General features: G+C 64.2%; 17 protein-coding genes. 9 read left to right on the forward strand and 8 right to left on the reverse strand.

Annotated features, from left to right (window positions below; translation table 11 throughout):
• Nucleotides 1-11 precede the first annotated feature (11 nt).
• The 5 genes from ELQ94_RS06845 to ELQ94_RS06865 form a co-directional block, all read right to left on the reverse strand.
• Nucleotides 12-785: a glycosyltransferase gene (locus tag ELQ94_RS06845; protein WP_166404675.1), complete on the reverse strand. Its 774-nt coding sequence runs from the start codon at nt 783-785 to the stop codon at nt 12-14.
• A gap of 356 nt (nt 786-1,141) precedes the next feature.
• Nucleotides 1,142-2,578 carry a hypothetical protein gene (locus ELQ94_RS06850; protein ID WP_127048530.1) on the reverse strand — a complete coding sequence of 479 codons (1,437 nt, stop codon included), beginning with the start codon at nt 2,576-2,578 and terminating at the stop codon, nt 1,142-1,144.
• A 38-nt stretch (nt 2,579-2,616) separates the two neighbouring features.
• Nucleotides 2,617-3,591 (reverse strand): GDP-L-fucose synthase family protein, encoded by a 975-nt coding sequence (locus ELQ94_RS06855; protein WP_243696899.1) that lies wholly within the window; start codon nt 3,589-3,591, stop codon nt 2,617-2,619.
• Entirely contained in the window at nt 3,588-4,628 is a 1,041-nt protein-coding gene (gene gmd, locus ELQ94_RS06860) for a GDP-mannose 4,6-dehydratase (RefSeq protein WP_127048534.1), read from the reverse strand. Before gmd ends, ELQ94_RS06855 begins: the two co-directional genes overlap by 4 nt.
• A 181-nt stretch (nt 4,629-4,809) precedes the next feature.
• The gene (locus ELQ94_RS06865; protein WP_243696900.1) at nt 4,810-6,042 is read right to left on the reverse strand and encodes a glycosyltransferase; all 1,233 of its coding nucleotides are present in this window, start codon (nt 6,040-6,042) and stop codon (nt 4,810-4,812) included.
• Between the two features lie 213 nt (nt 6,043-6,255).
• Here ELQ94_RS06865 and ELQ94_RS06870 point away from each other — a divergent pair, with 213 nt between their 5' ends.
• The 3 genes from ELQ94_RS06870 (at nt 6,256) to ELQ94_RS06880 (ending at nt 9,069) form a co-directional block, all read left to right on the forward strand.
• Nucleotides 6,256-6,825, forward strand: coding sequence for an LbetaH domain-containing protein (locus ELQ94_RS06870; RefSeq protein ID WP_341807729.1), 570 nt, complete (start codon nt 6,256-6,258; stop codon nt 6,823-6,825).
• A gap of 88 nt (nt 6,826-6,913) precedes the next feature.
• Nucleotides 6,914-8,020, forward strand: a complete 1,107-nt coding sequence (locus ELQ94_RS06875) for a glycosyltransferase (protein ID WP_127048538.1) — start codon at nt 6,914-6,916, stop codon at nt 8,018-8,020.
• Nucleotides 8,021-8,109: 89 nt separating this feature from the next.
• Nucleotides 8,110-9,069, forward strand: coding sequence for a hypothetical protein (locus tag ELQ94_RS06880; protein WP_127048540.1), 960 nt, complete (start codon nt 8,110-8,112; stop codon nt 9,067-9,069).
• Between the two features lie 159 nt (nt 9,070-9,228).
• Here ELQ94_RS06880 and ELQ94_RS06885 read toward each other — a convergent pair whose 3' ends face one another.
• The 3 genes from ELQ94_RS06885 to ELQ94_RS06895 form a co-directional block, all read right to left on the reverse strand.
• The gene (locus ELQ94_RS06885) at nt 9,229-10,461 is read right to left on the reverse strand and encodes a lipopolysaccharide biosynthesis protein (RefSeq protein ID WP_127048543.1); all 1,233 of its coding nucleotides are present in this window, start codon (nt 10,459-10,461) and stop codon (nt 9,229-9,231) included.
• Between the two features lie 107 nt (nt 10,462-10,568).
• The gene (locus ELQ94_RS06890; protein ID WP_243696901.1) at nt 10,569-12,098 is read right to left on the reverse strand and encodes a sugar transferase; all 1,530 of its coding nucleotides are present in this window, start codon (nt 12,096-12,098) and stop codon (nt 10,569-10,571) included.
• Nucleotides 12,099-12,197: 99 nt separating this feature from the next.
• Entirely contained in the window at nt 12,198-12,914 is a 717-nt protein-coding gene (locus ELQ94_RS06895; RefSeq protein WP_166404677.1) for a CPBP family intramembrane glutamic endopeptidase, read from the reverse strand.
• 119 nt (nt 12,915-13,033) lie between these two features.
• Between ELQ94_RS06895 and ELQ94_RS06900 the strand changes: the two genes are divergently transcribed.
• The 6 genes from ELQ94_RS06900 (at nt 13,034) to ELQ94_RS17735 (ending at nt 19,448) form a co-directional block, all read left to right on the forward strand.
• Nucleotides 13,034-14,449, forward strand: coding sequence for a tyrosine-protein kinase domain-containing protein (locus tag ELQ94_RS06900; RefSeq protein WP_127048547.1), 1,416 nt, complete (start codon nt 13,034-13,036; stop codon nt 14,447-14,449).
• A 54-nt stretch (nt 14,450-14,503) separates the two neighbouring features.
• Nucleotides 14,504-15,133: an arsenate reductase/protein-tyrosine-phosphatase family protein gene (locus ELQ94_RS06905; protein WP_127048549.1), complete on the forward strand. Its 630-nt coding sequence runs from the start codon at nt 14,504-14,506 to the stop codon at nt 15,131-15,133.
• Between the two features lie 2 nt (nt 15,134-15,135).
• Nucleotides 15,136-16,107, forward strand: a complete 972-nt coding sequence (locus ELQ94_RS06910) for a hypothetical protein (RefSeq protein WP_127048551.1) — start codon at nt 15,136-15,138, stop codon at nt 16,105-16,107.
• The gene (locus ELQ94_RS06920) at nt 16,104-18,179 is read left to right on the forward strand and encodes a DUF4012 domain-containing protein (RefSeq protein ID WP_166404678.1); all 2,076 of its coding nucleotides are present in this window, start codon (nt 16,104-16,106) and stop codon (nt 18,177-18,179) included. Before ELQ94_RS06910 ends, ELQ94_RS06920 begins: the two co-directional genes overlap by 4 nt.
• Before the next feature lie 122 nt (nt 18,180-18,301).
• Nucleotides 18,302-18,844, forward strand: coding sequence for a hypothetical protein (locus tag ELQ94_RS06925; protein ID WP_127048556.1), 543 nt, complete (start codon nt 18,302-18,304; stop codon nt 18,842-18,844).
• Between the two features lie 394 nt (nt 18,845-19,238).
• On the forward strand, nt 19,239-19,448 hold the full coding sequence (locus ELQ94_RS17735; protein WP_424977190.1) for an acyltransferase: 210 nt from the start codon (nt 19,239-19,241) through the stop codon (nt 19,446-19,448).
• The last annotated feature ends 71 nt before the right edge of the window (nt 19,449-19,519 follow it).

Raw genomic sequence — 19,519 nt, forward strand, 5'->3', positions numbered from 1 at the left:
TTCTCCGCTCGCTACTCGCTCTTCGCTACTCGCTGAGCCTTCGAAGCTCGCCGCTCGAGCATTCGCAGAATTCCGGACCGGAAATTCTGAATCATGTCGCCTAGTTCGGGTGGCACGCTTGCACTCTGCTGGCCTGTCCGCGAATAGGCCTCCAGGAGTGCATCCGCGAAAATCGCAGCACTATCGTTTGAATATGTGACGTCGATTCCCGGTTCCAGATAAGCGATCTCTGGAGCATGGTATTTCCACCTCGTGGTAACCACATGAAGGCCCATGGTCAGCGCCTCTGCCGCTATTAGCCCCACCCTTCCAGGATTCACAAGTACCGACGAGCTCCGCGAGAGAAGCGCTTTGCCCCGGTCGTCGATGCGACCGAGGAATGCAACCTGCCCTCGCTCAATTCCTGGCCGAAGAAGATGAACCTGATCGCCGCTGCCTGCGATGATGAACTTCACCTCCGGTCGGCGATCCCAGACCTCATCCATGATCTCCGCCAAGAGGTCGATACGTTTGCTGCGATCAATTCCCCCGATGTACGCGATCGCTTTCGAGGCAGTCAACTGATATTTCTCTTGAAACATCTGCAAGTCGACATCGGTAACAGCCTCGATCTCGGCACGAAGAGACCCGAGGTCAACTGTATTCATGACAGCTGTCACCTGGTCGCCAGGAACACCTTGCAAGCGGGCATAATCGGCTCCACTTTGCGTATAAGCGAAAACATGATCCGAGTGCTTCATCTGTATCTTCTCGGACCAGAGGTCGAGGATATTGTCGTCACTCACATAGTTCTTTACGTGCCCCCATAGACCCAAAGCTAAGTGGGATCTCATTCGAAATCCCATTGCCTCGTAGTTGTCGAAGCTTGGGCCTACCAGCGGAAGTATGACCGCATCCGCGTCCTTCCAAAAAGCGGAAGTCCGCGTCATCACGACTGAACGTGACCCTAGCTTGAGGCGACGTGGTCTTGTGAGCGATAGCCACTCTGGAGTTGTCGAGTCCTCGCGTGCAGCCTGTGCTCGATCCGGTAAAGATGCGACTACACGTAGCTCGATACCGTCGTCTAGCAGGACCTTCGCGAGACCCTCGAAGAATGGCACGCGGTACCTCGGTACGTACGGTTGAACGACCCATACAGCCCTCATGATAGAGCTCCATCAGCCCTACGATCGCCCGCGAGAGAGCGATCCCCGTCGCGCAGATTTTCCCGCACTTCTAAGCGCTCACCTGGCGCCTTTGCGAGGCTCGCCTGCCCATCCATCCGTCGCGAAGAGATCAAGTATATTCCCGCCATCAGTAGGAGGACATAGACGCACCACCAGATGGCATGCACAGTGTTTGTGCGAGCGGCAACCAGCGCAAAGCCTGAAACGACCGCAATTGACGATGCAGAGACCGTCGACAACATCGAGTTGAACGCCCAACGATTTGCAATGAACCGAACGGCAATCCCGAACAGGAAAGAGCCGACGGCAACCGCGGGAAGGCCGCCATCGAAGTAAAGGACGCCTGCTAGCGAGCCAACAGGGCAGTAGGGCTGTCCGCAACCTCCACCCCAAATCGAAGTGAGAACCTGGTCAGAGAACGCGGTACCGAAGACATCCCCTGGCAGTGGGCGGGCTAGAAATTCAAGAAGCGTCCCTCTCCCTAGACCGTATTCAGGGTTGGGTTGCCCGGCAAAGACGGCTATGTAGTCGAGCATCTCGGTATCGTACGAGGCGAAAACCGGAGTCAAAACTCCACGAAACCCTTCGTCTCCGAAGTATCGCAGGGATGCTGTCAGCAGGTTCTCGCCCGGCATCCGCGCTCCCGCGGACCTCACCATCGGCACAATGGCCAGAAAGAGGAAACCAACGACGCCTAGGACGAGGTGCCAGGCCTTCAAACGAACAGGGGACCGAATAAGCGCGGCTACCAGTGGGATTAGCAGGCCCGGAATCAGGAACCTGCGATTGCCCAACTGTGAAAGCGCCGTTAGTGAGATCGCGATTGCCGCCAGAATCAACAAAAGCTCGAACACGTGGATCTGCCGATTCCGTCGTGAGATGAAGAAGATGGTCGCTGCAACGGAACCGGCCATCGGGATCACAAGCACAAATTCGGGAACCCCGCCGAGCGTTGCATCTTCTGAACGCCCGCCACTCAGCGCCGTCAGGCTCGACGGACCCGCAAGGACGATAATCGCAGCGACGTATAGCGCGATCGCGAAAACGGAAATGCCAAGGACACCTCCCGCAGTCAAACGCACCTCTCGACGCTCAATCGGAGCGGACTGCTTCGAGAAGATCGCGGCTCGCGTCGGGCGAACTGCAGCAATGAATGCGCCAAACCCGAAGAACGAGAGACTCACGACGCCTACAGTCATCGCTGTGTCGAGGGCATTCGTATCCGGGATCAGTCCGTACATCGTCCTTATTTCGAAGCGATCCGTGAACAACGGGCGAACCCCAAATATCATCGCGAGCATGACTGCGGCGGTCGTGTCTGGCGCCACAAAACGGCCTAGGCCTCGAACAGGCGATGTCGCCACCATGTAGAGAAGCGTGATCATTGCGACCACAGCGGAGAGCGCGATCAAAACACATTCCCTTCATTCGCTGCTACGCACATCACTACCTAGCCTCGAATCTGTTCGACGTGTTCCCGATACCACTCAACAGTCGACCGCAGCCCGTCCTCGAGCCCGATCTGCGCCGTCCAGCCGGCGTCAGCGAGGCGGGAGACGTCGAGAAGCTTCTGCGGGGTTCCGTCGGGCTTCGACGTGTCCCACTCGGTGTCGCCCTCGAACCCGACGACCTTGGCGATCGTCTCGGCGATCTCCTTGATGGTCACATCGGAACCCGTTCCCACGTTGACCTGCTCCGGGCCGTCGTAGTGGTCGAGGAGGTGGAGGCAGGCAGACGCCATGTCGTCCACGTGCAGGAACTCGCGGCGGGGTGAGCCGGTTCCCCAGTTCGTCACCGACGGTGTGCCAGCCGAAGCGGCCTCGTCGTATCGGCGGATGAGTGCCGGAAGCACGTGCGATCCCCGCGGGGAGAAGTTGTCGCCCGGTCCGTAGAGGTTGGTGGGCATGGCGCTGATCCACGGCAGAGCGTACTGACGCCGCACAGCCTGCACCTGGAAGATGCCGGCGATCTTGGCCACCGCGTAGGCGTCGTTCGTCTCCTCGAGGTGCCCCGTCATGAGCGAGTCCTCGTGGATCGGCTGCGGCGCGAACTTCGGGTAGATGCAGCTGGACCCGAGGAAGAGCAACCGCTCCACCTTCTGCTCGAGAGCGGCGTCCATCACGTTCACTTGAATCTGCAGGTTCTCGGTGAGGAAGTCCACCGGGTAGGTGTTGTTCGCGAGGATCCCGCCCACCTTGGCGGCGGCGAGCACCACGTAGCGCGGCTTCGTCTCACGGAAGAAGGCAAAGACGGCCTCGCGGTCCTTCAGGTCGAGCTCGGACGAGGTGCGACCGATCACATCGGTGAACCCCTCGGCCTCGAGCTTCCGCCAGATGGCGGAGCCGACGAGGCCGCGGTGACCGGCGACGTAGATGCGGGAGGAACGGTCGAGGGGTGCTCCCCCGAAGTCGACGCCGTCGCTCACAGCACGGCCTCGGGCGTCCACGACGCGAGGTTCACCTTGTCGATCCACGGGGTGCCGGCGCATTCGAGAGTCTTGATGTCGGCGTCCACCATGATGCGAGCCAGCTGGTCGGGCTGAACCGTGGCCTTCCAGCCCAGCTTCGCCTCCGCCTTCGACGGGTCACCGACGAGGGCGTCCACCTCGGTCGGGCGCAGGTAACGCTCGTCGAACTTCACGTACTTCTCCCAGTCGAGGCCCACGTGCTCGAACGAGATCCGGAGGAAGTCGCGCACCGTGTAGGCGGTGCCCGTGGCGAGGACGAAGTCCTCGGGCTCGTCCACCTGCAGCATGCGCCACATGCCCTCCACGTACTCCGCGGCATAACCCCAGTCACGCACCGAGTCGAGGTTGCCCATGTAGAGGTGCTCCTGTGTGCCGGCCTTGATGGCGGCCACGGCGCGGGTGATCTTGCGCGTCACGAAGGTCTCGCCGCGGCGGGGCGACTCGTGGTTGAAGAGGATGCCGTTCACGGCGAACATGTCGTACGCCTCTCGGTAGTTCTTCGTGATCCAGTAGCTGTAGAGCTTCGCGGCGCCGTAGGGCGAGCGCGGATAGAAGGGGGTGTCCTCGTTCTGCGGCGGCGGGGTGGCGCCGTAGAGCTCCGACGACGACGCCTGGTAGAACCGGGGGCGGATGCCGGCGGTGCGCACGGCCTCGAGCAGGCGGATGGAACCGGTGCCGGTGGTGTCCGCCGTGTGCTCCGGCTCGTCGAACGAAACGCGCACGTGCGACTGGGCGCCGAGGTTGTACACCTCGTCCGGCTGGATCTCCGCGAGGAGTGTGACGAGGCGCACGCCGTCGCTCAGATCGCCGTAGTGGAGGAAGAGCTTGGCGGTGGGGTCGTGCGGGTCCACGTAGAGGTGGTCGATGCGCGAGGTGTTGAACGTGGAGGCGCGGCGGATCAGGCCATGCACCTCGTAGCCCTTCGAGAGCAGCAGTTCGGCGAGGTACGACCCGTCCTGGCCGGTGATTCCGGTGATGAAGGCTTTCTTGGTCACGTGGACTCCCGTGTTCTCGTTGCGGTTCTTATCGTCGGGCCTGGCGAGCCGGCCCGACCGATCGTGCGCGATCGTGTGGTGCGGGTGAGGGGGTTCGTCTCTGCGGCGCTGGGAAGACGGGATGACCGAGTGGCCGTCCTGCCATTATGTCGGGCGGATGCAATCCGGACACGGTCATGCCTCACCCCCGTCGGAGTGACGACAGCCACCGGGCGTGGTGGTCGATGGCGGCGGTCTCATCGAGCACCCGGGCGGCAAACTCTTGACCGTTCCGGCCGAGCGTGTCCGAGCGCACTGTGTCGTCGCCGAGCGCGATCGCCGCGTCGAGAAGGGCGCGCGGGTCACCGGCAGGCACATGCTCACCGGCCTGGGACGAGCGGAGCTCGGTGGCCGTTGCTCCCTCGTCCGCCGTGGCGGCGAGCACTGGCCGCCCGACCTTGAAGTACGAGGTGAGCTTGCTGGGTACGGACATCTCGGCTACGCCGAGCTTCTCATTCACGAGGAGTACGTCTGCCGCGCCGAGCACGTTCATGAAGTCCTCGTTCGACACCGACTCGAGGAACGTGATCGACCGCACTCCCTTGGCGTAGTCGACCAGGGTGGCCTTCTGGTTGCCGTCGCCCATGAGCACGAAACGCACGTCACGGTCGGAACTGTCGGCAACGCGGGCCGCATCGACCACGTTCTCGAGCCCCTGCTTCACTCCCATGTTGCCGGCGTGAAGCACGACCGTGGCGTCCTCCGGCCAGCCGAGCGTCGCGCGCCAGCTCGCACGATCCTGCGCGGGGGTTCCCCCCACGTGGGTCCAGTTGCGGATCACTTCCACGCGGGACGGCTCCACCCCGAGGCTCGTCGTCATCACCGTGGCAAAGCGGTCGTGGATCACGGATACACCGTCGGCGCTCCGGAACAGCCACGCCTCGATGCGCTTGATGACGGCGGCGACCGTGGAGTTACCGCCGGTCTCGGTGGCGCCGACCGAGTAGATGTCCTGCACCCATACGCCCACGGGGGTGCGCGGGTGCAACAGTCGGGCCTTCACCATGGCGACCGTCGACGAGAAGAGCGCAGGCGAGACGAGCAGGATCACGTCGGGCTTTCCCCACCGGGAGAAGGCGAACCGGAGGCCGAGAGAGAGCTCGGCGGCCAGTCGCTTGAGGTTGCTCGGGCTCCTCGGCACGTAGTGGAGGTGACGGAGCACGACCACGCCGTCCCGGTCGTCGCGACGGCTCCACTGGCCGTACCCCTCCCGGATGGTCCATTCCGGATAGTGCGGGTGCGCGGTGAGAACGCGGACGCCGAGCCCACGCTGCACGAGGCCTGTTGCCAAGCGCCCGACGTACGGGGCGTTCCCCGTCGTCTCCGGCGAGAAATGGGCGGACAGCACCGCGATTCGACGTCCCTCTGAAGTCACCTTCTCGACACTAGTAGGGGTTCCGCTGCCTCCAGCGGCGGCCGCGTGAACATCTCGTTTCGAGTGACACTCCTTCGGGGGCCGCGCTTCATCCGGCCGCTATGGTGAGATCGGGAAAGGTCATCGCGGGGCTGCCGACCGGCAGGCCGCGTGCGGCTTCTTCCACCGCGACCGACGCCGTTCCGACGGTCGACAAAGAAGGGCATTCCTTTGGTGGAGAAATCGAAAACGAGCCCTCACCGCGTGATCCCGCTGGCCGAGGCACCCGGTGAGCACGCGGCATGGGACCGCCCGAAATCGACCATCTACCTGTGGGCCGTCGTTGAGCTGATCTTCGTCACCAATCCGTGGCAGATCAGTTCGTCTCTCCGGAATCGCGTCCTCCGTGCGTTCGGTGCGGAGATCGGCCACGGAGTCGTCTTCCGTCCCCGCGCACGGGTGAAGTTCCCCTGGAAGCTGCACATCGGGAACGACTGCTGGATCGGGGAAGGCGTGTGGTTCCACAACCAGGACCATGTCTACATTGGACACGACGCGGTGGTCTCGCAAGAGACGTTCATCACCACCGGAAGTCACGCCCACCGTCGCGACATGGGCCTCATCACCCGGCCGGTGGTAATCGGCGACGGCGCCTGGGTGACCTCCCGCTGCGTGATCCTCGGCGGTGCCGATATCGGTCGAAACTCCCTCATCACACCGCACGCTGTCGTCTCGGGGCCGGTCGAGGAGAACACCGTGTTTGGGCCACCGTCGAGCACGGTCCTTGGGAAGCGGTTCAAATGACAGCGTGGCTCCAGCCTCGACAGGCGGCATCGTTCTATTACGCAAGGCCCGTGGCGCAGGCGTGAGAATACTTCAGGTCGTTCCGCTCATGACCCCGACTGGCGGGTTCGGCGGGCCAATCACCGTAGCGGTCAATCAGTCACACGCCCTCCGTGAGCGTGGTCACGAAATCCACATTGCCGGTGCCGCATCTGGTTACACGCAAGGACCTCCATCAGACGTCTCAGGCATCCCGGCACACCTGTTTACCGCGCACAATTTGGTGCCTGGTTCAGGTTTCGCTGGGCTGGTCTCGGCGGGCCTTTACCGGTGGTTCCGTCGAAACCATTCTTCTTTTGATGCTATTCACTTTCACCTTTCGCGAAGTTTAACTACGCTCCCGCTTGCACGGATCGCGCAGAGATCTGGAACGCGGTACGTCACGCAGACTCACGGAATGATCGACGCGACGAGGAAGCTACTCGCCGTTCCCCTGGACGCCGTCTATACCCGGCCCGCTCTTCGCGGGGCCGGATCGAGGTTCTTCTTGACGCCGCGAGAACGACTGGATCTCCAGGATGTCATCGGGCCGGCCGCGCTCCTGGATTACCTTCCCAATGGTGTTCCGATTTCTTTAGTCGCGGAGAACGAAGGGAAACCGGAAGCCGGGATCGAAGTCTTGTATCTCGCGCGGTTGCATAAACGGAAACGACCGGCCACATTCGTCGAGGTCGCTCAGCGACTGAGCAAGGTATTCTCCACCGCGCGATTCTCCTTGGTCGGCCCAGATGAGGGCGAAGGCGCGACAGTAGATGATTTGATTCGCCGAGGGAAACGCTCGATCGACGATGACCAAATCGCTTGGGAGGGCGCTCTCTCACCCGACAGGACCCTAGATCGGATGTCGCACGCGTCGATCTACGTTCTGCCATCAGTGGACGAGCCTTTCCCAATGTCCGTCCTGGAAGCGATGTCTCTGGGAATTCCGGTGATCGTGACAGACAGCTGCGGCTTGGCTGGGGCCATTCAACGAGCCGGGGCAGGGATCGTCGTCGACAGCACCACATATGCGCTTGAAGAAGCGATCCGACGACTACTTTCGGATGGTGAGATGCGCAGGGCAATGGGGCAGGCCGCTCGCCACATGGTCACACAAGATTTCTCGATGGGCGCAGTCGTCGGCCGCCTTGAGGCGTCCTACCGGGGAGAGCTCTAGACGCACAAACCAGAAAGACGGGCACTTCGGCCACGGCGGCACATTCGCTCGATTGGTCATTCTCGATCTCTAAATTCGAAGGGAACCAAATGGGTGTCACGGTCGCAATACCGTTTGTGAGGGTCGCAAAGGAAAACAATCCGAACTTGAAAGCCGGTGTTGATCAGGCAGAGGCTTACTACAAGTCGATGATTGTGAGTTTCGCCTCTGCACGGCGAGTTGACCCGCAAGTTCGACTCATTCTCGTTTCTAACGAGAGCGCACCTCCGAAGTTTAAAGTGGCTCTCGACCAATTTGAGGTAGAGACAATAGTCGTCGAGTTCCTTCACCGCCCCCCAGCCGGCTTCACTCCAGCCTTCGAAGGTTCCCTCTTCCTCCTAGACGCCCTGAATGCAGTCGATGACGATCAGGTGATTCTTATGGACCCCGACGTTCTGGTGCTTCGACCTCTCGCCGATGTGGTCGACGCGCTCAAAGGGAAGGTGGGCGTTCTACCTTTGCCTTACGAGCCAGATCGCGTCGTCAACGGCCTCTCTCGTCGCCAAGCACAGCGCATTCACGTTCAGCTTGGCGGACAAGATAGCCTTGCCGATCACTATGGCGGCGAGTTCTACGTGATACCCCGGGAGCACATGTCTGCTGTAAGGAGCAACGCCGCGGTGGCCTGGTCCGCAGCGCTCGATTCTTTCGCAACTAAATCCCCGCACTTCTTCACCGAGGAACATGTCCTCAACTTCGCTCTCCGATTTGTTCCACGCGAATCCTTGAGCACTCACGTCAAACGCGTCTGGACGGCCCACAGCCACAGAAACGTTGCACCTTCCGACCAAGGACTACACGCCTGGCACCTACCGGCGGAGAAGGACAGAGGCTTCTCCGCCATGTTTGATTCCGTGATGGACCAAAAATCTTGGTTCTGGTCTTCCGATGAGGATGTGTTCGTTCGGCAAGCCTCTAAAGTGATGGGGCTGAGCGGCCGCAGCACGAAGCGAGTTGTCCTCGACCTAGTTGGGCCGTTGGTCCATCGACTCCGGGCATACGCCAAATAATCTCACCGTAAGCCGGGCCGAGCCTCAGTTTTTTTCACGCTGGCAGCCCGGGAAGTTGCGCATCGAGTCGAACTACACGACTGATTCGAAGTTCCTTCGAGCAGAAGAAACATTCGGAGCGACATCTCACTACAGGAGAACGCCCGATCGGTGCTGCTTCTAGTTCAAACGGCGTCGTGCTCGGCGGACAACGGGCCGAACTCGCAATCCCAGAAGGACACTCTGGAGCCCAAATGAAACGCCGAGACCGACTGCCGCGCCCGCAGGCCCTGCGACAGTCGTGCCAATGAGCACCAGGGCAAGACACACGAGCGTCACCGACACGGCAATCGCGGCGACAAGTACCCCGTCGCCCAGCCCCTGCAGAAGGGCGGTGAGCAGTGAGCTCACCGCAGAAAAGGGCAAGAATGCGACCACAATCTGGATAACAGGGACTGACCCCTGGTATGCATCGCCCAGGATCGCGGGCAACAAGAGCGGGACTACCAGAATGAGCGCCGCGGAAAACGCGACCATGAGGCCTGTGGTTGCTACCAGGCTTCGGGCTAAGGGCCGGAGAGATAGCCCATCCCTCACCGCTCTGATTGATGCGGGGACGACGACAGTGGCCATCGATGTCGGAAGGATCTGTAACGGAACGGTCAGGCGGCTCGCTGCGGAATAGAGGCCCGCAGCGACCGCGCCCCCCGCAAGTCCAACGATCGTTGCGTCAAAGTTCCTTGCCTGCATTGCTGCGGAATTGAACCAAAAGGGGCGCGCGCTGCGGATGGCCAACCGCATCGACGAGGGAAGCGCCGAGATGTGCCGTCGAACGTAGTAGTTCGCCCAGACTGCCGATCCGAGACCCGCAAGAGCAACCGCGATTGAGTATGCAAGCACGCCGTGGAGACCGAGGAGAGTTAGGGCCGCGAACACGACAAGCGCAGACGCCCGACGTACGACGAGATTGATAACGCTGATAGCCGCCCGGCCGTCAGCTACAGCCAGCCCGACGCGTGTATCCGCGTTCCTCTCAGCAGCGGCCCAAACCGCAAGAGGAAGCATGAACCAGAACAGAGGATCTATAAGTAGCGCACCGCCTGCAATGAGGAAGACCGATGTTATAGCGAGCGCGAGCGACGTCCACTGGTTGACGCGCAGTCCCGCCGCCACTGCGGGGCTATCGGGCTCTCGTGCACGTTCTCGCAGGACGAAGGTCGCTATTCCAAGGTCAGACGCGGTCTGAGCGAAGGTTGCAACTCCGAGCAGGGCGGATAGGAGACCAAACTGCTCGGGCAACACCGACCGGGCCACGAGCGCGAGCATGGCGGCTTGAAGGAGAGCTGCGATCACTCGGCCGATCGCAACCCAGGCAAACTCGCCGAACAACCGCCCAGGCTGTGACGTCTTCAACCGTGACCACTGTCACTGTGACCAGAAGGGTTGGGAGCCCTGTCGCTGATTGTGCGCCGGTCTTGCTCAACCGTACGTGCACTCGACGGCATCAATTCTCTCTTCAACTAAATGGCACTCGCGCCGGGCGCCACGACGGCTTTCACAGTGCGCCACAGAATGTTGAGATCCCCCATCAGCGACCAGTTCTCCACGTAGAAGAGGTCAAGCCGAATCGCGTCCTCCCAGGAGAGCTCAGATCGCCCGCTTATCTGCCACAGCCCGCTCATGCCCGGCTTAATCAGAAGGCGTCGGTAGGCGATGTTGTCGTACAGCGCCACTTCGGCCTCGCGCTGCGGGCGCGGGCCGACCAGGCTCATGTCACCTTTCAGCACGTTGAGCAGCTGGGGGAACTCGTCTATCGAGTACTTGCGCAGCACCTTGCCGATGGAGGTGAGGCGCGGGTCGTTCTTCACCTTGAAGAGTGGTTTGCCGTCCGTGCCCTGAGCGGTGAGTAGCTGCTGCAGCTCGGAATCGGCGTTCTCCCGCATGGAACGGAACTTGAGCATCTCGAACGGTTTGCCGTTGAGCCCCACACGCTCCTGCCGGTACAACACGCGGCCGCGGCTCGTGAGCTTCACGGCGAGCGCCACCAGCAGCAGCGGAATGCTGAGCGCGAGCAGCATCGCCCCGGAGCCCAGAACGTCGAAGCTCCGCTTGCCGTACTTCTTCCAGCCCTCACTTCGTGGTGTCTCCACGTGGATGAGCGGGAGGCCTGCAACGGGCCGCGTGTGGATGCGGGGGCCACCCACGTCGGTGAGGCTCGGGGCGAGCACCAAGTGGTGGATGCCCGGAAGCAGCTGCCAGCTGAGCTCCCGCAGCTCCTGCGGCGACAGCGCGTCGCTACTCGTGACCACCACGGTGTCGGCTCCGAATGTGTCGAGCGCCTCCACGATGGAGTCGTACTCCTGGGAGGTGCGCACGGGCATGCCCTCGAGCTCGGCTCCCGCCGGGTACCCCTTCACCCACGCGCCCACGACGCGATAGCCGGCGCTGGTGTCGCGGGAGAGCTGCGTGGCGATGTGTACCACGCTCTGCTCCGACCCGATGAGCAGCACATTGGAGGCGAAGCGCCCCTGCGAGCGCTCCACCGCGAGCCATTGCCGCCACGCCCACCGGAAGAAGAGGAGCACCACGATGCCCACCGGGAACGCGAGCAGGATGTAGCCGCGAGCGATGTCGATCTTGAAGATAAAGGCGATGATCGCGACGAGGCCGAAGAGCCGCACGCTTGCGTCGGCCACGAGCTTGTATTCCGTTGAGCCCGCACCCACCACGCGGTAGTTACGCGTGCCTCCGAAGCGAAGCGAGAATACCCACAGCGCCGTGAGCACGATAGAGACAATGGTATAACTCACCGCAAGAGGGGCTTCGCCCGGTGCCGGAATGCGCGTCGAGTCAGCGTCGTCGACACCGAGCCAGACGATCTGCACACCGAAGACCACCCACACAAGGGCGAGGAAATCTGTGACGGCGAGCCGCCGCGCGTAGCTTCGGCGCCAGTCACGACGCCGGCCGACGGGTTGAGCGGCCTCGGCAGGGCGCGGTTCACGGGCTGACGACGGTGTCACAACTTCAGTCTGCACATCGGAACTCACGTCGGACCCCTCTACTGGCCGATCACCACGTACTTCGGACCCCTCCACTTACGTGGTCCCCCCAGTGTATTCAGATGAAGGTTTCTAGTAGGTGACGATTTACCCCAGTGCGAGTGTCGGCGGAAGGGGGGACACGCCCGCTGATCCGAACGTCAACACGAGCCCGGAGGCGTTGAAAACGACATGCGCGACCATGGCCGATCCCACCCCCTGAGCGCGGGCCACTGCCCCGAAGCCGACCCCCGCCAGGAGGGTGATGGCGACGGCGAGCGGAGAGCCTCCCGCGAGCGCGTGCACCGCCGCAAAGACGATCGCTACGAGCGCGATGCCCAGCCACGCTCTGCCGCGCCCACGGCCGAAGCGTTCCTCCACTGCAGGCAACAGCGCGCCACGGAAGAATGACTCCTCGATCACCGGTGCCAAGATGACCGAGGCGACGATAGCCGTTGCGAGACCGAGCGCGATAGTGGCGCCGTTCCCCGCAATGCCCGGACCTACGCCGATTCGCCCAGTGACAAGCACCTCGAGGATCACGCCAGCCGTCCGAGCGGCGAGGCCGACGAAGACACCCACGGCCGCCCCCATCACCGAGAGCGGCAGGCGCAGCGTCCGCCACCACGGTTCGCTCCTCCGTCGCATGGCGAGTCGCACCGCGACGACCACCGCCGCCACGAGCGGTATCCACACCACGAGGTACGACGAGAGCTCGCGGATCGGCTCGGGAACGAGCGCGGTCCCCGCGAACGGCAGCAGGAGAACGGCCGCCGCCAGCCCCGCGAGGGGCACCATCAGGCTCCAACGGCGAGGGGCGGACATGAGTGCCACCGTAGCGGGACACCCGCCCCTCACCGAAGCGGACTGCAGCCGGATGTGTGGCAGCATGATCCGGAAGGGCGCTTCATCGGGTGCCGCCACAACGAGGGAAGGCCGCCAGCGTGGAGTTGCGCGACTACATTCGGATCCTACGCAAGAGCTGGATCCTCATCACCGCGATGGCGCTTCTCGGCATCGCCGCGTCCGCGGGCTACTCGCTGCTACAGACGCCGCTCTATAGCGCGACGAGCAAGGTCTTCGTCTCGACTCAGTCGGGCGGCACGGTCACTGACTTGGCCCAGGGCAATGCCTTTACGACGCAGCGCGTGCAGACGTATGCCGATCTCGTCTCGACTCCGGTGGTACTGCTTCCGGTTATTGCGGAACTCCGTCTCCAGACCGATGCCGGCGCCCTCGGACGGACTATTTCCGCGTCGGCTCCGGAGAGCACGTCCCTCATCGAGATCACCGTGACGAACGCGGATCCCGTACTCGCTGCGGAACTCGCAAACGGCACCTCGGAGAGCCTCACGAGCGTGGTAGACACACTCGAACGACCGCTCGAAGAAGGCTCAGTCTCTCCCGTGAAACTCAGTCTTGTGCAGCAGGCGTCCGTACCGTCTGCACCTGTTAGCCCGAACGTTCCCGCCAACATCGTCCTCGGGTTGCTCGTTGGCCTCGCCCTCGGTGTGGGTTTCGGCGTGCTGCGCGAAGTACTCGACACCCGCATCCGCACGGAGCGCGACGTGAAGAGCGTGACCGAGGCCGCGATCGTCGGCGGCATCGCCTACGACCCCAAGGCCGTCGCTCGCCCGCTCATCGTGCAGGACGACCCCCGTAGCCCGCGCGCCGAGTCGTTCCGCAGCCTGCGCACCAACCTGCAGTTCATCGGCGCCGGAAGCGCCGGCCACAGCTTCGTGGTCACCTCGTCCATCGAGGCCGAGGGCAAGAGCACCACCGCAGCGAACCTCGCGATCGCGCTCGCGGCCGCGGGCTCGCGCGTGGTGCTCGTGGACGGTGACCTGCGCCGCCCCAAGGTGGCCGACTACATGGGCATCGAGGGTGGCGTGGGCCTCACCGATGTGCTCATCGGCCGGGCCGAGCTGGGCGACGTGCTGCAGCCCTGGGGCCGCTCGTCGGTCACGGTGCTGCCGGCCGGCAAGATCCCGCCGAACCCGAGCGAGCTGCTCGGCTCCCCCAGCATGGAGCACCTCGTGGAGACCCTGGCGAAGGACTTCGACCACGTGATCTACGACGCTCCGCCGCTGCTGCCCGTCACGGACAGCGCCATCCTGGGCAAGCTCGTGGGCGGTGCCCTCGTGGTGGTGGCCGCCGGCCGCACCACGAAGCACCAGCTCGAGGGTGCTGTGACCACGCTCGAGCACGTGGGCGCCCCCGTCTCGGGCATCATCCTCACGATGCTGCCCACCTCGGGCCCCGACGCCTACGGTTACGGCCGCTACGGCTATGGCTACGGCTACGGGGTCGAAGAGGGCAACGAGGCGGCCGAGCGCGACAACGCGTCCGCCCGTCCGTAGCCACCGTCTCCGGAGCACCCTCCGCCACCTGAACGGCCCGACCCGAGAGACACCATGACCGCCAGCTTCCAGATCCTCACGGTGTGCACCGGGAACATCTGCCGGTCCCCCCTCGCCGAGCAGGTACTGCGCTCGGGACTCGCGGACATCGTCCCCGTCACCGTGTCGAGCGCCGGTACCTACGCGATGACCGGCAGCCCGATGACACCCGAGGCCGCCGCCCTCTCGGAGGAATTCGGTGGCACGGGGTCCGAGAGCCACGTCTCTCGCGACCTGACCCCCGCTCTCGTGGATGCGTCGGCCCTGATCTTCGCGATGTCCCGCGAACACCGCCGGGAGATCGTTGAACTGCGACCCCGCGCCGCCCGCACCTCGTTCACGCTGCGCGAGTTCGCCCGCCTGGCCGACGGCATCACCGACGAGGAGCTCGCCGACGCGGCGGCCCTTCCGCTCGATGCCGTGAGCGAGCGGCTCGCGGAGGCCGTGCGGTCCGTCGCCGCGCGCCGCGGGCTCGTGGAGCGCCCCGAGGACCCGAACGACGACGACATCGTGGACCCGTATCGCCGCGGCGACGCGGTGTACCGCGAATCGGCCGCGCAGCTGATCCCCGCGGCCGAAATCGTCGTGCGCATGCTGCGTCACGCGGCCCGTCTCACCACGCCGACGACTCCCGGAACGCGCTAGCGATGCCGAAGCCACGCCGGCATTCCCCGGCTCGAGAGGCGCGGAAGCGCTGGCTCGCCGTGATCGGTATCGCCCTCTTCATCGCCGTCGACATCCTGCTCGTGGTGCTCGCCCTGCAGTCCACCTCGGCGCGTGACAACGGCTCGACGCCCGCCGTGGTGCCCACGTCGAGCGAGTCGTCGAGGCCCACCCCCACGGCCTCCCCCACTCCGACGGACGCAGCACCCTCCTCCGTGACCGCGGTGCCGCCCACACGCATCCTGGCCGCGCTCGACGCGAGCGTCGCGTGGCGCGCCACCACGGGATCGTGCCCGGATACAGCGGTAGCCCCCGAGCTCACAATCGACGGCGGCGCCACCTGGTCAAGCGCCGATCTCACGGGCCTCACCGGAGTGACGGCCCTGCAACGCATCCTCGTGACCGACGCCGACACGGCGACCTTCCTCGGCTCGGGCGCGGAGTGCGACCCCGCCGTCGCGCGCACCTTCGTGGGCGGCGCGGACTTCGCCGAGTACCCCGATCAGCTCGAGGGCAGCTGGTACCTCTCGCCCGTGGGCGGGTCCACCGTGCACGCGCCCGGAGGCGACGTGGCCGCTCCGTGCGACGCGACCGTGACGGTGGCGCCGCTCGGTGACGACACCGCCGCCGTGTTGTGCAGCGACAGCTCGCTGCACGTCACGACCGACGCGGGCGCCTCGTGGAGCACGCTCGACGAGCTGCCGGGCGCGGTTGCCCTCACCGACTCCGCTGACGGCTTCCTCGTGGCGAGCGCTGGATCCGCCGGCTGCGCCGGCGTGGAGCTGACGCTGATCGGTGTGGACGACGATCGCACGCCGGTGGACTGTGTGGAAAGCTCGATCCCGGCGGGCGACCTCGCCGGATCGACGGCGATCGACTGGACCGACGGAGCAATCTGGGTGTGGGTGGACGACCGCCTGCTCATCTCAACCGACGACGGAGGGTCCTGGTCATGACGGACGCGAAGAACCCCGACAGCCCGTCCGACGACGACGCGGCCGCTCAGAGCGCCGGGGCCAACAGCATTGGAGCGGACGGCACCGGGTCGGGCGACGCCGACACCGAACGCGTTGCGGCCGAGAGCACGAGCACGGGTACCGACTACGACCTCGCGGCATGGGAGGCGAAGGGGCGACGTCGCCGCCGGAGCTCAAGCAGCAGCAGCAGCAGCAGCAGCAGCAGCAGCAGCAGCAGCAGCAGCAAGGGTGGCACGAGCCGGAGCGGGCGCGGCTCCGGAAAGGGCAGCTCGCGCTCCCGACGCGAGCGGGCGAAGCGCCGTCGCATCATCGGGTGGAGCATCGCCGGTTTCGCCGTGCTGCTCATCGCAGCCGTCGCTTGGGTGGGTATTCGCGCCCTGATGGCGCGCGACCACCTCGAGGCTGCCGTGCCGCTCGCGAACGAGGTGGTCGACGCGATCGGTGACGGCGACACCGATCGCGCCCGTGGTACCGCCGACCGGCTCGCCGAGCACACGTCCGCCGCGGCGAGCCTCACGGGAGACCCGGTGTGGCGCGCGTTCGAGATCGTCCCGTTCATCGGCGACGACCTGCACGCGGTGCGCGAGATCGCCGGCTCCGTCGACTCCCTCGCCACCGACGCCCTCGACCCGCTGCTCGACCTGGTGCAGGACTTCGGCCTCGCCCAGTTCACCCCCACGAACGGCGCACTGCCGGTGCAGCCCCTCACCGACGCCCAACCCACCGTGGCTCAGGCCGCGGCGGCCACGGCGGCCGCGCACACCCGCGTGGACGCCATCGACACCTCCAGCACCCTCTCACCCGTCACCGACGCGGTGAACCGCCTGGGCGGACTCGTCGAGACGGCCGACGCGGCCACCGACGCCGCCGACCGCGCCGTGCAGCTGCTGCCGCTCGTGCTCGGCAGCGACCGACCGCGTGACTACCTGCTCATCTTCCAGAACTCCGCGGAACCCCGCTCGGGCGGCGGCATCGCCGGCGCCTTTGCCCTGCTTCACACCGACAACGGCACGATGTCGCTCGCGCAGCAGGCCACAGCCCAGGACTTCCCCCGCACGCAGGACCCGATCATCGACCTGCCCACGGAGACCGAAGACCTTTACGGAGACCTCGCCGGGGAGTTCGTGCAGAACATCACCATCACGCCCCAGTTCCCGCTCTCCGGCGAGCTCGCTCAGGCGTGGTGGGAGCGGTCGTACGGTACGACGGTGGACGGCGTGATCGTGCTCGACCCGATGACCCTCAGCTACCTACTTCGAGCCACCGGACCCATCACGCTCGCGACGGGCGACGAGCTCACGAGCGACAACGCCGTTCAGCTGCTCCTCCAGGACGCCTACGTCCGCTACCCCGACACCGCGGTCCAGGACCTCTTCTTCGCCTCGACGGCCGCCGAGGTCTTCTCGGCCATCAGCTCGGGGAACGTGGAGCCTGTCCCCTTCATCGAGGCCCTGACCCAGGCCTCGGAAGAGCGGCGCGTGCTCATCTGGAGCAGCGACCCGGCAGAACAGGCCATCCTAGATGGCACCTCCCTCAACGGAGATATCACCCAGTCCGGGGGACAAGACCGGTACGGCGTCTACGTGAACGACTCCACCGGAGCCAAGATGGGCGCGTATCTCGAGTACCGCGTCGGCAGCGACGACACCTCCTGCCGGAACGACGGCCGGGCGTATCGCGACATCGAGGTGACCGTGACGAGCACGGCGCCCGCCGACGCCGCCACGAGCCTGCCGAGCTACGTCACCGGTGGGGGCCAGTTCGGTGTAACACCTGGTAACACGAAGATTATTCTCGCGTTCTACGGAGCGAGCGGATCGCAGTTCGTCGGGATCGAACGCGGCGGCGAGTCCGCTTCGGCCCGCACGGCGGAGGATTTCGGGTTGCCCGTGGCCCTCACGACCGTGGAACTCACCCCCGGCGAGACGGCCACGTATCACGTCCGCTGGCTCGCTCCCGAGGAATCCTCAGGTTCTGCTGTTACGGAGATCACGCCAGGAGTTCACGCAATCGAAACAGAGGCTCCTAGCTTTACCTGCGAGTTTCCCTAGACTGGGGTGACTGGACCGTTCTCGGACGGATCCGATTCCAGAGCCTCACAGCACCGTGATTGCTTGCCACGCACGGCTGCGATCGCTCCTTTTTTTGCCGTCCGATCCTTCAGGGGGACAACTTGTTCAAGAAATTCATCGCGGGCGCGGGTATCGCCCTCGTCGCACTCTTCGCCGTTCCGACCGCCGCTCAGGCTGTCTACGCTCCGGAGGAGTCGGTCACCGTTACCGGCACGCCGGCTCCGGGTGAGACGGTCACCGCCAGCTACGACGAGATCTTCATCCCGGGTGCGGACGTCACGTTCACGCTCACGGGTGAGAACGCCGTCGGCGCCACGCTCGCCGTCTTCAAGGCTGCCGTCAACACGCAGTCCTTCGTGAAGGCCGCCGACGCTTCCGGTTCGGTTGCCGTCGACGTGACCCTGCCCACCAACGCCACCGGCACCTACACGCTGGCCGCCACGGACGGCGTGACCGTTGCTCCCGCCGTCTCCATCACGGCTGCTGCCGCTGACGGCTCCGGTTCGGGCGACTCGGACTCCGATGACGGCCTGGCCGTCACCGGTGGCACCGCGCTCACCACCATCTGGATCGCTGCTGGAGCCCTCGGCCTCGGCGTCGTGCTCCTGCTGGTCCGCTCGATGCGTCGCAAAGCTTCCGTCTGATCTTCAGACATTGAAGTAAAGGAGAAGGCCCCCGGTAACCCGGGGGCCTTCTGTTTTAGTTGAGGTCACAACCCATCTAATGGAAGTAGAAATTGTGCGCTTTCAGCGTGACGCAAGCAAGCGAAATTTGACTCGAGACCTCATCATGGCTTTGGCTTCAGCTCGCCTCATGCCGCACCGCTATCGAGCACTTCTCGTCAGTCAGGCGGGAGTTCGCGTAGGAGAAGGCGTGTTGTTCATGGGAGGGATCGACATTGTCGGTAACGCTGAAGTCACGTTCGGACGCGGAGTGTTCGTAAATCATCGGTGCTATTTCGATGCAGCGGCCCCCATAACGGTCGGCGACAACGTACAGATAGGCGACAACGTCAGAATCATTACCTCCACCCACGAGATGGGCGGGCCGGAACGCCGAGCATCAAAATCGTTGTCCTTGGCCGTCACCATCGCTACGGGTGTCTGGATAGGATCTGGCGCTACTGTGCTACCCGGTCTTTCCGTTGGACAAGGATGTATGATCGCCGCCGGCTCAGTAGTCACTCGAGATTGCGAGGACAATGGCCTGTATGCCGGGGTTCCAGCTAGAAGAATTCGCGAGCTCTAACCGATCGCGCCGAGTCGCGTCTGCTCTTGACTATCCGAAGCCCGTCAACGCGCAGTCCATCCGGTGCAATG

It is taken from the genome of Labedella endophytica (assembly GCF_003990045.1).
Classification (GTDB): Bacteria; Actinomycetota; Actinomycetes; order Actinomycetales; family Microbacteriaceae; genus Labedella; species Labedella endophytica.

Coding starts and splice junctions, on each gene's coding strand:
- ELQ94_RS06875 (WP_127048538.1), top strand. CDS start 6,914: ATGACCCCGACTGGCGGGTTCGGCGGGCCAATCACCGTAGCGGTCAAT.
- ELQ94_RS17735 (WP_424977190.1), top strand. CDS start 19,239: ATGGGCGGGCCGGAACGCCGAGCATCAAAATCGTTGTCCTTGGCCGTC.
- ELQ94_RS06880 (WP_127048540.1), top strand. CDS start 8,110: ATGGGTGTCACGGTCGCAATACCGTTTGTGAGGGTCGCAAAGGAAAAC.
- ELQ94_RS06920 (WP_166404678.1), top strand. CDS start 16,104: ATGACGGACGCGAAGAACCCCGACAGCCCGTCCGACGACGACGCGGCC.
- ELQ94_RS06905 (WP_127048549.1), top strand. CDS start 14,504: ATGACCGCCAGCTTCCAGATCCTCACGGTGTGCACCGGGAACATCTGC.
- ELQ94_RS06895 (WP_166404677.1), bottom strand. CDS start 12,914: ATGTCCGCCCCTCGCCGTTGGAGCCTGATGGTGCCCCTCGCGGGGCTG.
- ELQ94_RS06910 (WP_127048551.1), top strand. CDS start 15,136: ATGCCGAAGCCACGCCGGCATTCCCCGGCTCGAGAGGCGCGGAAGCGC.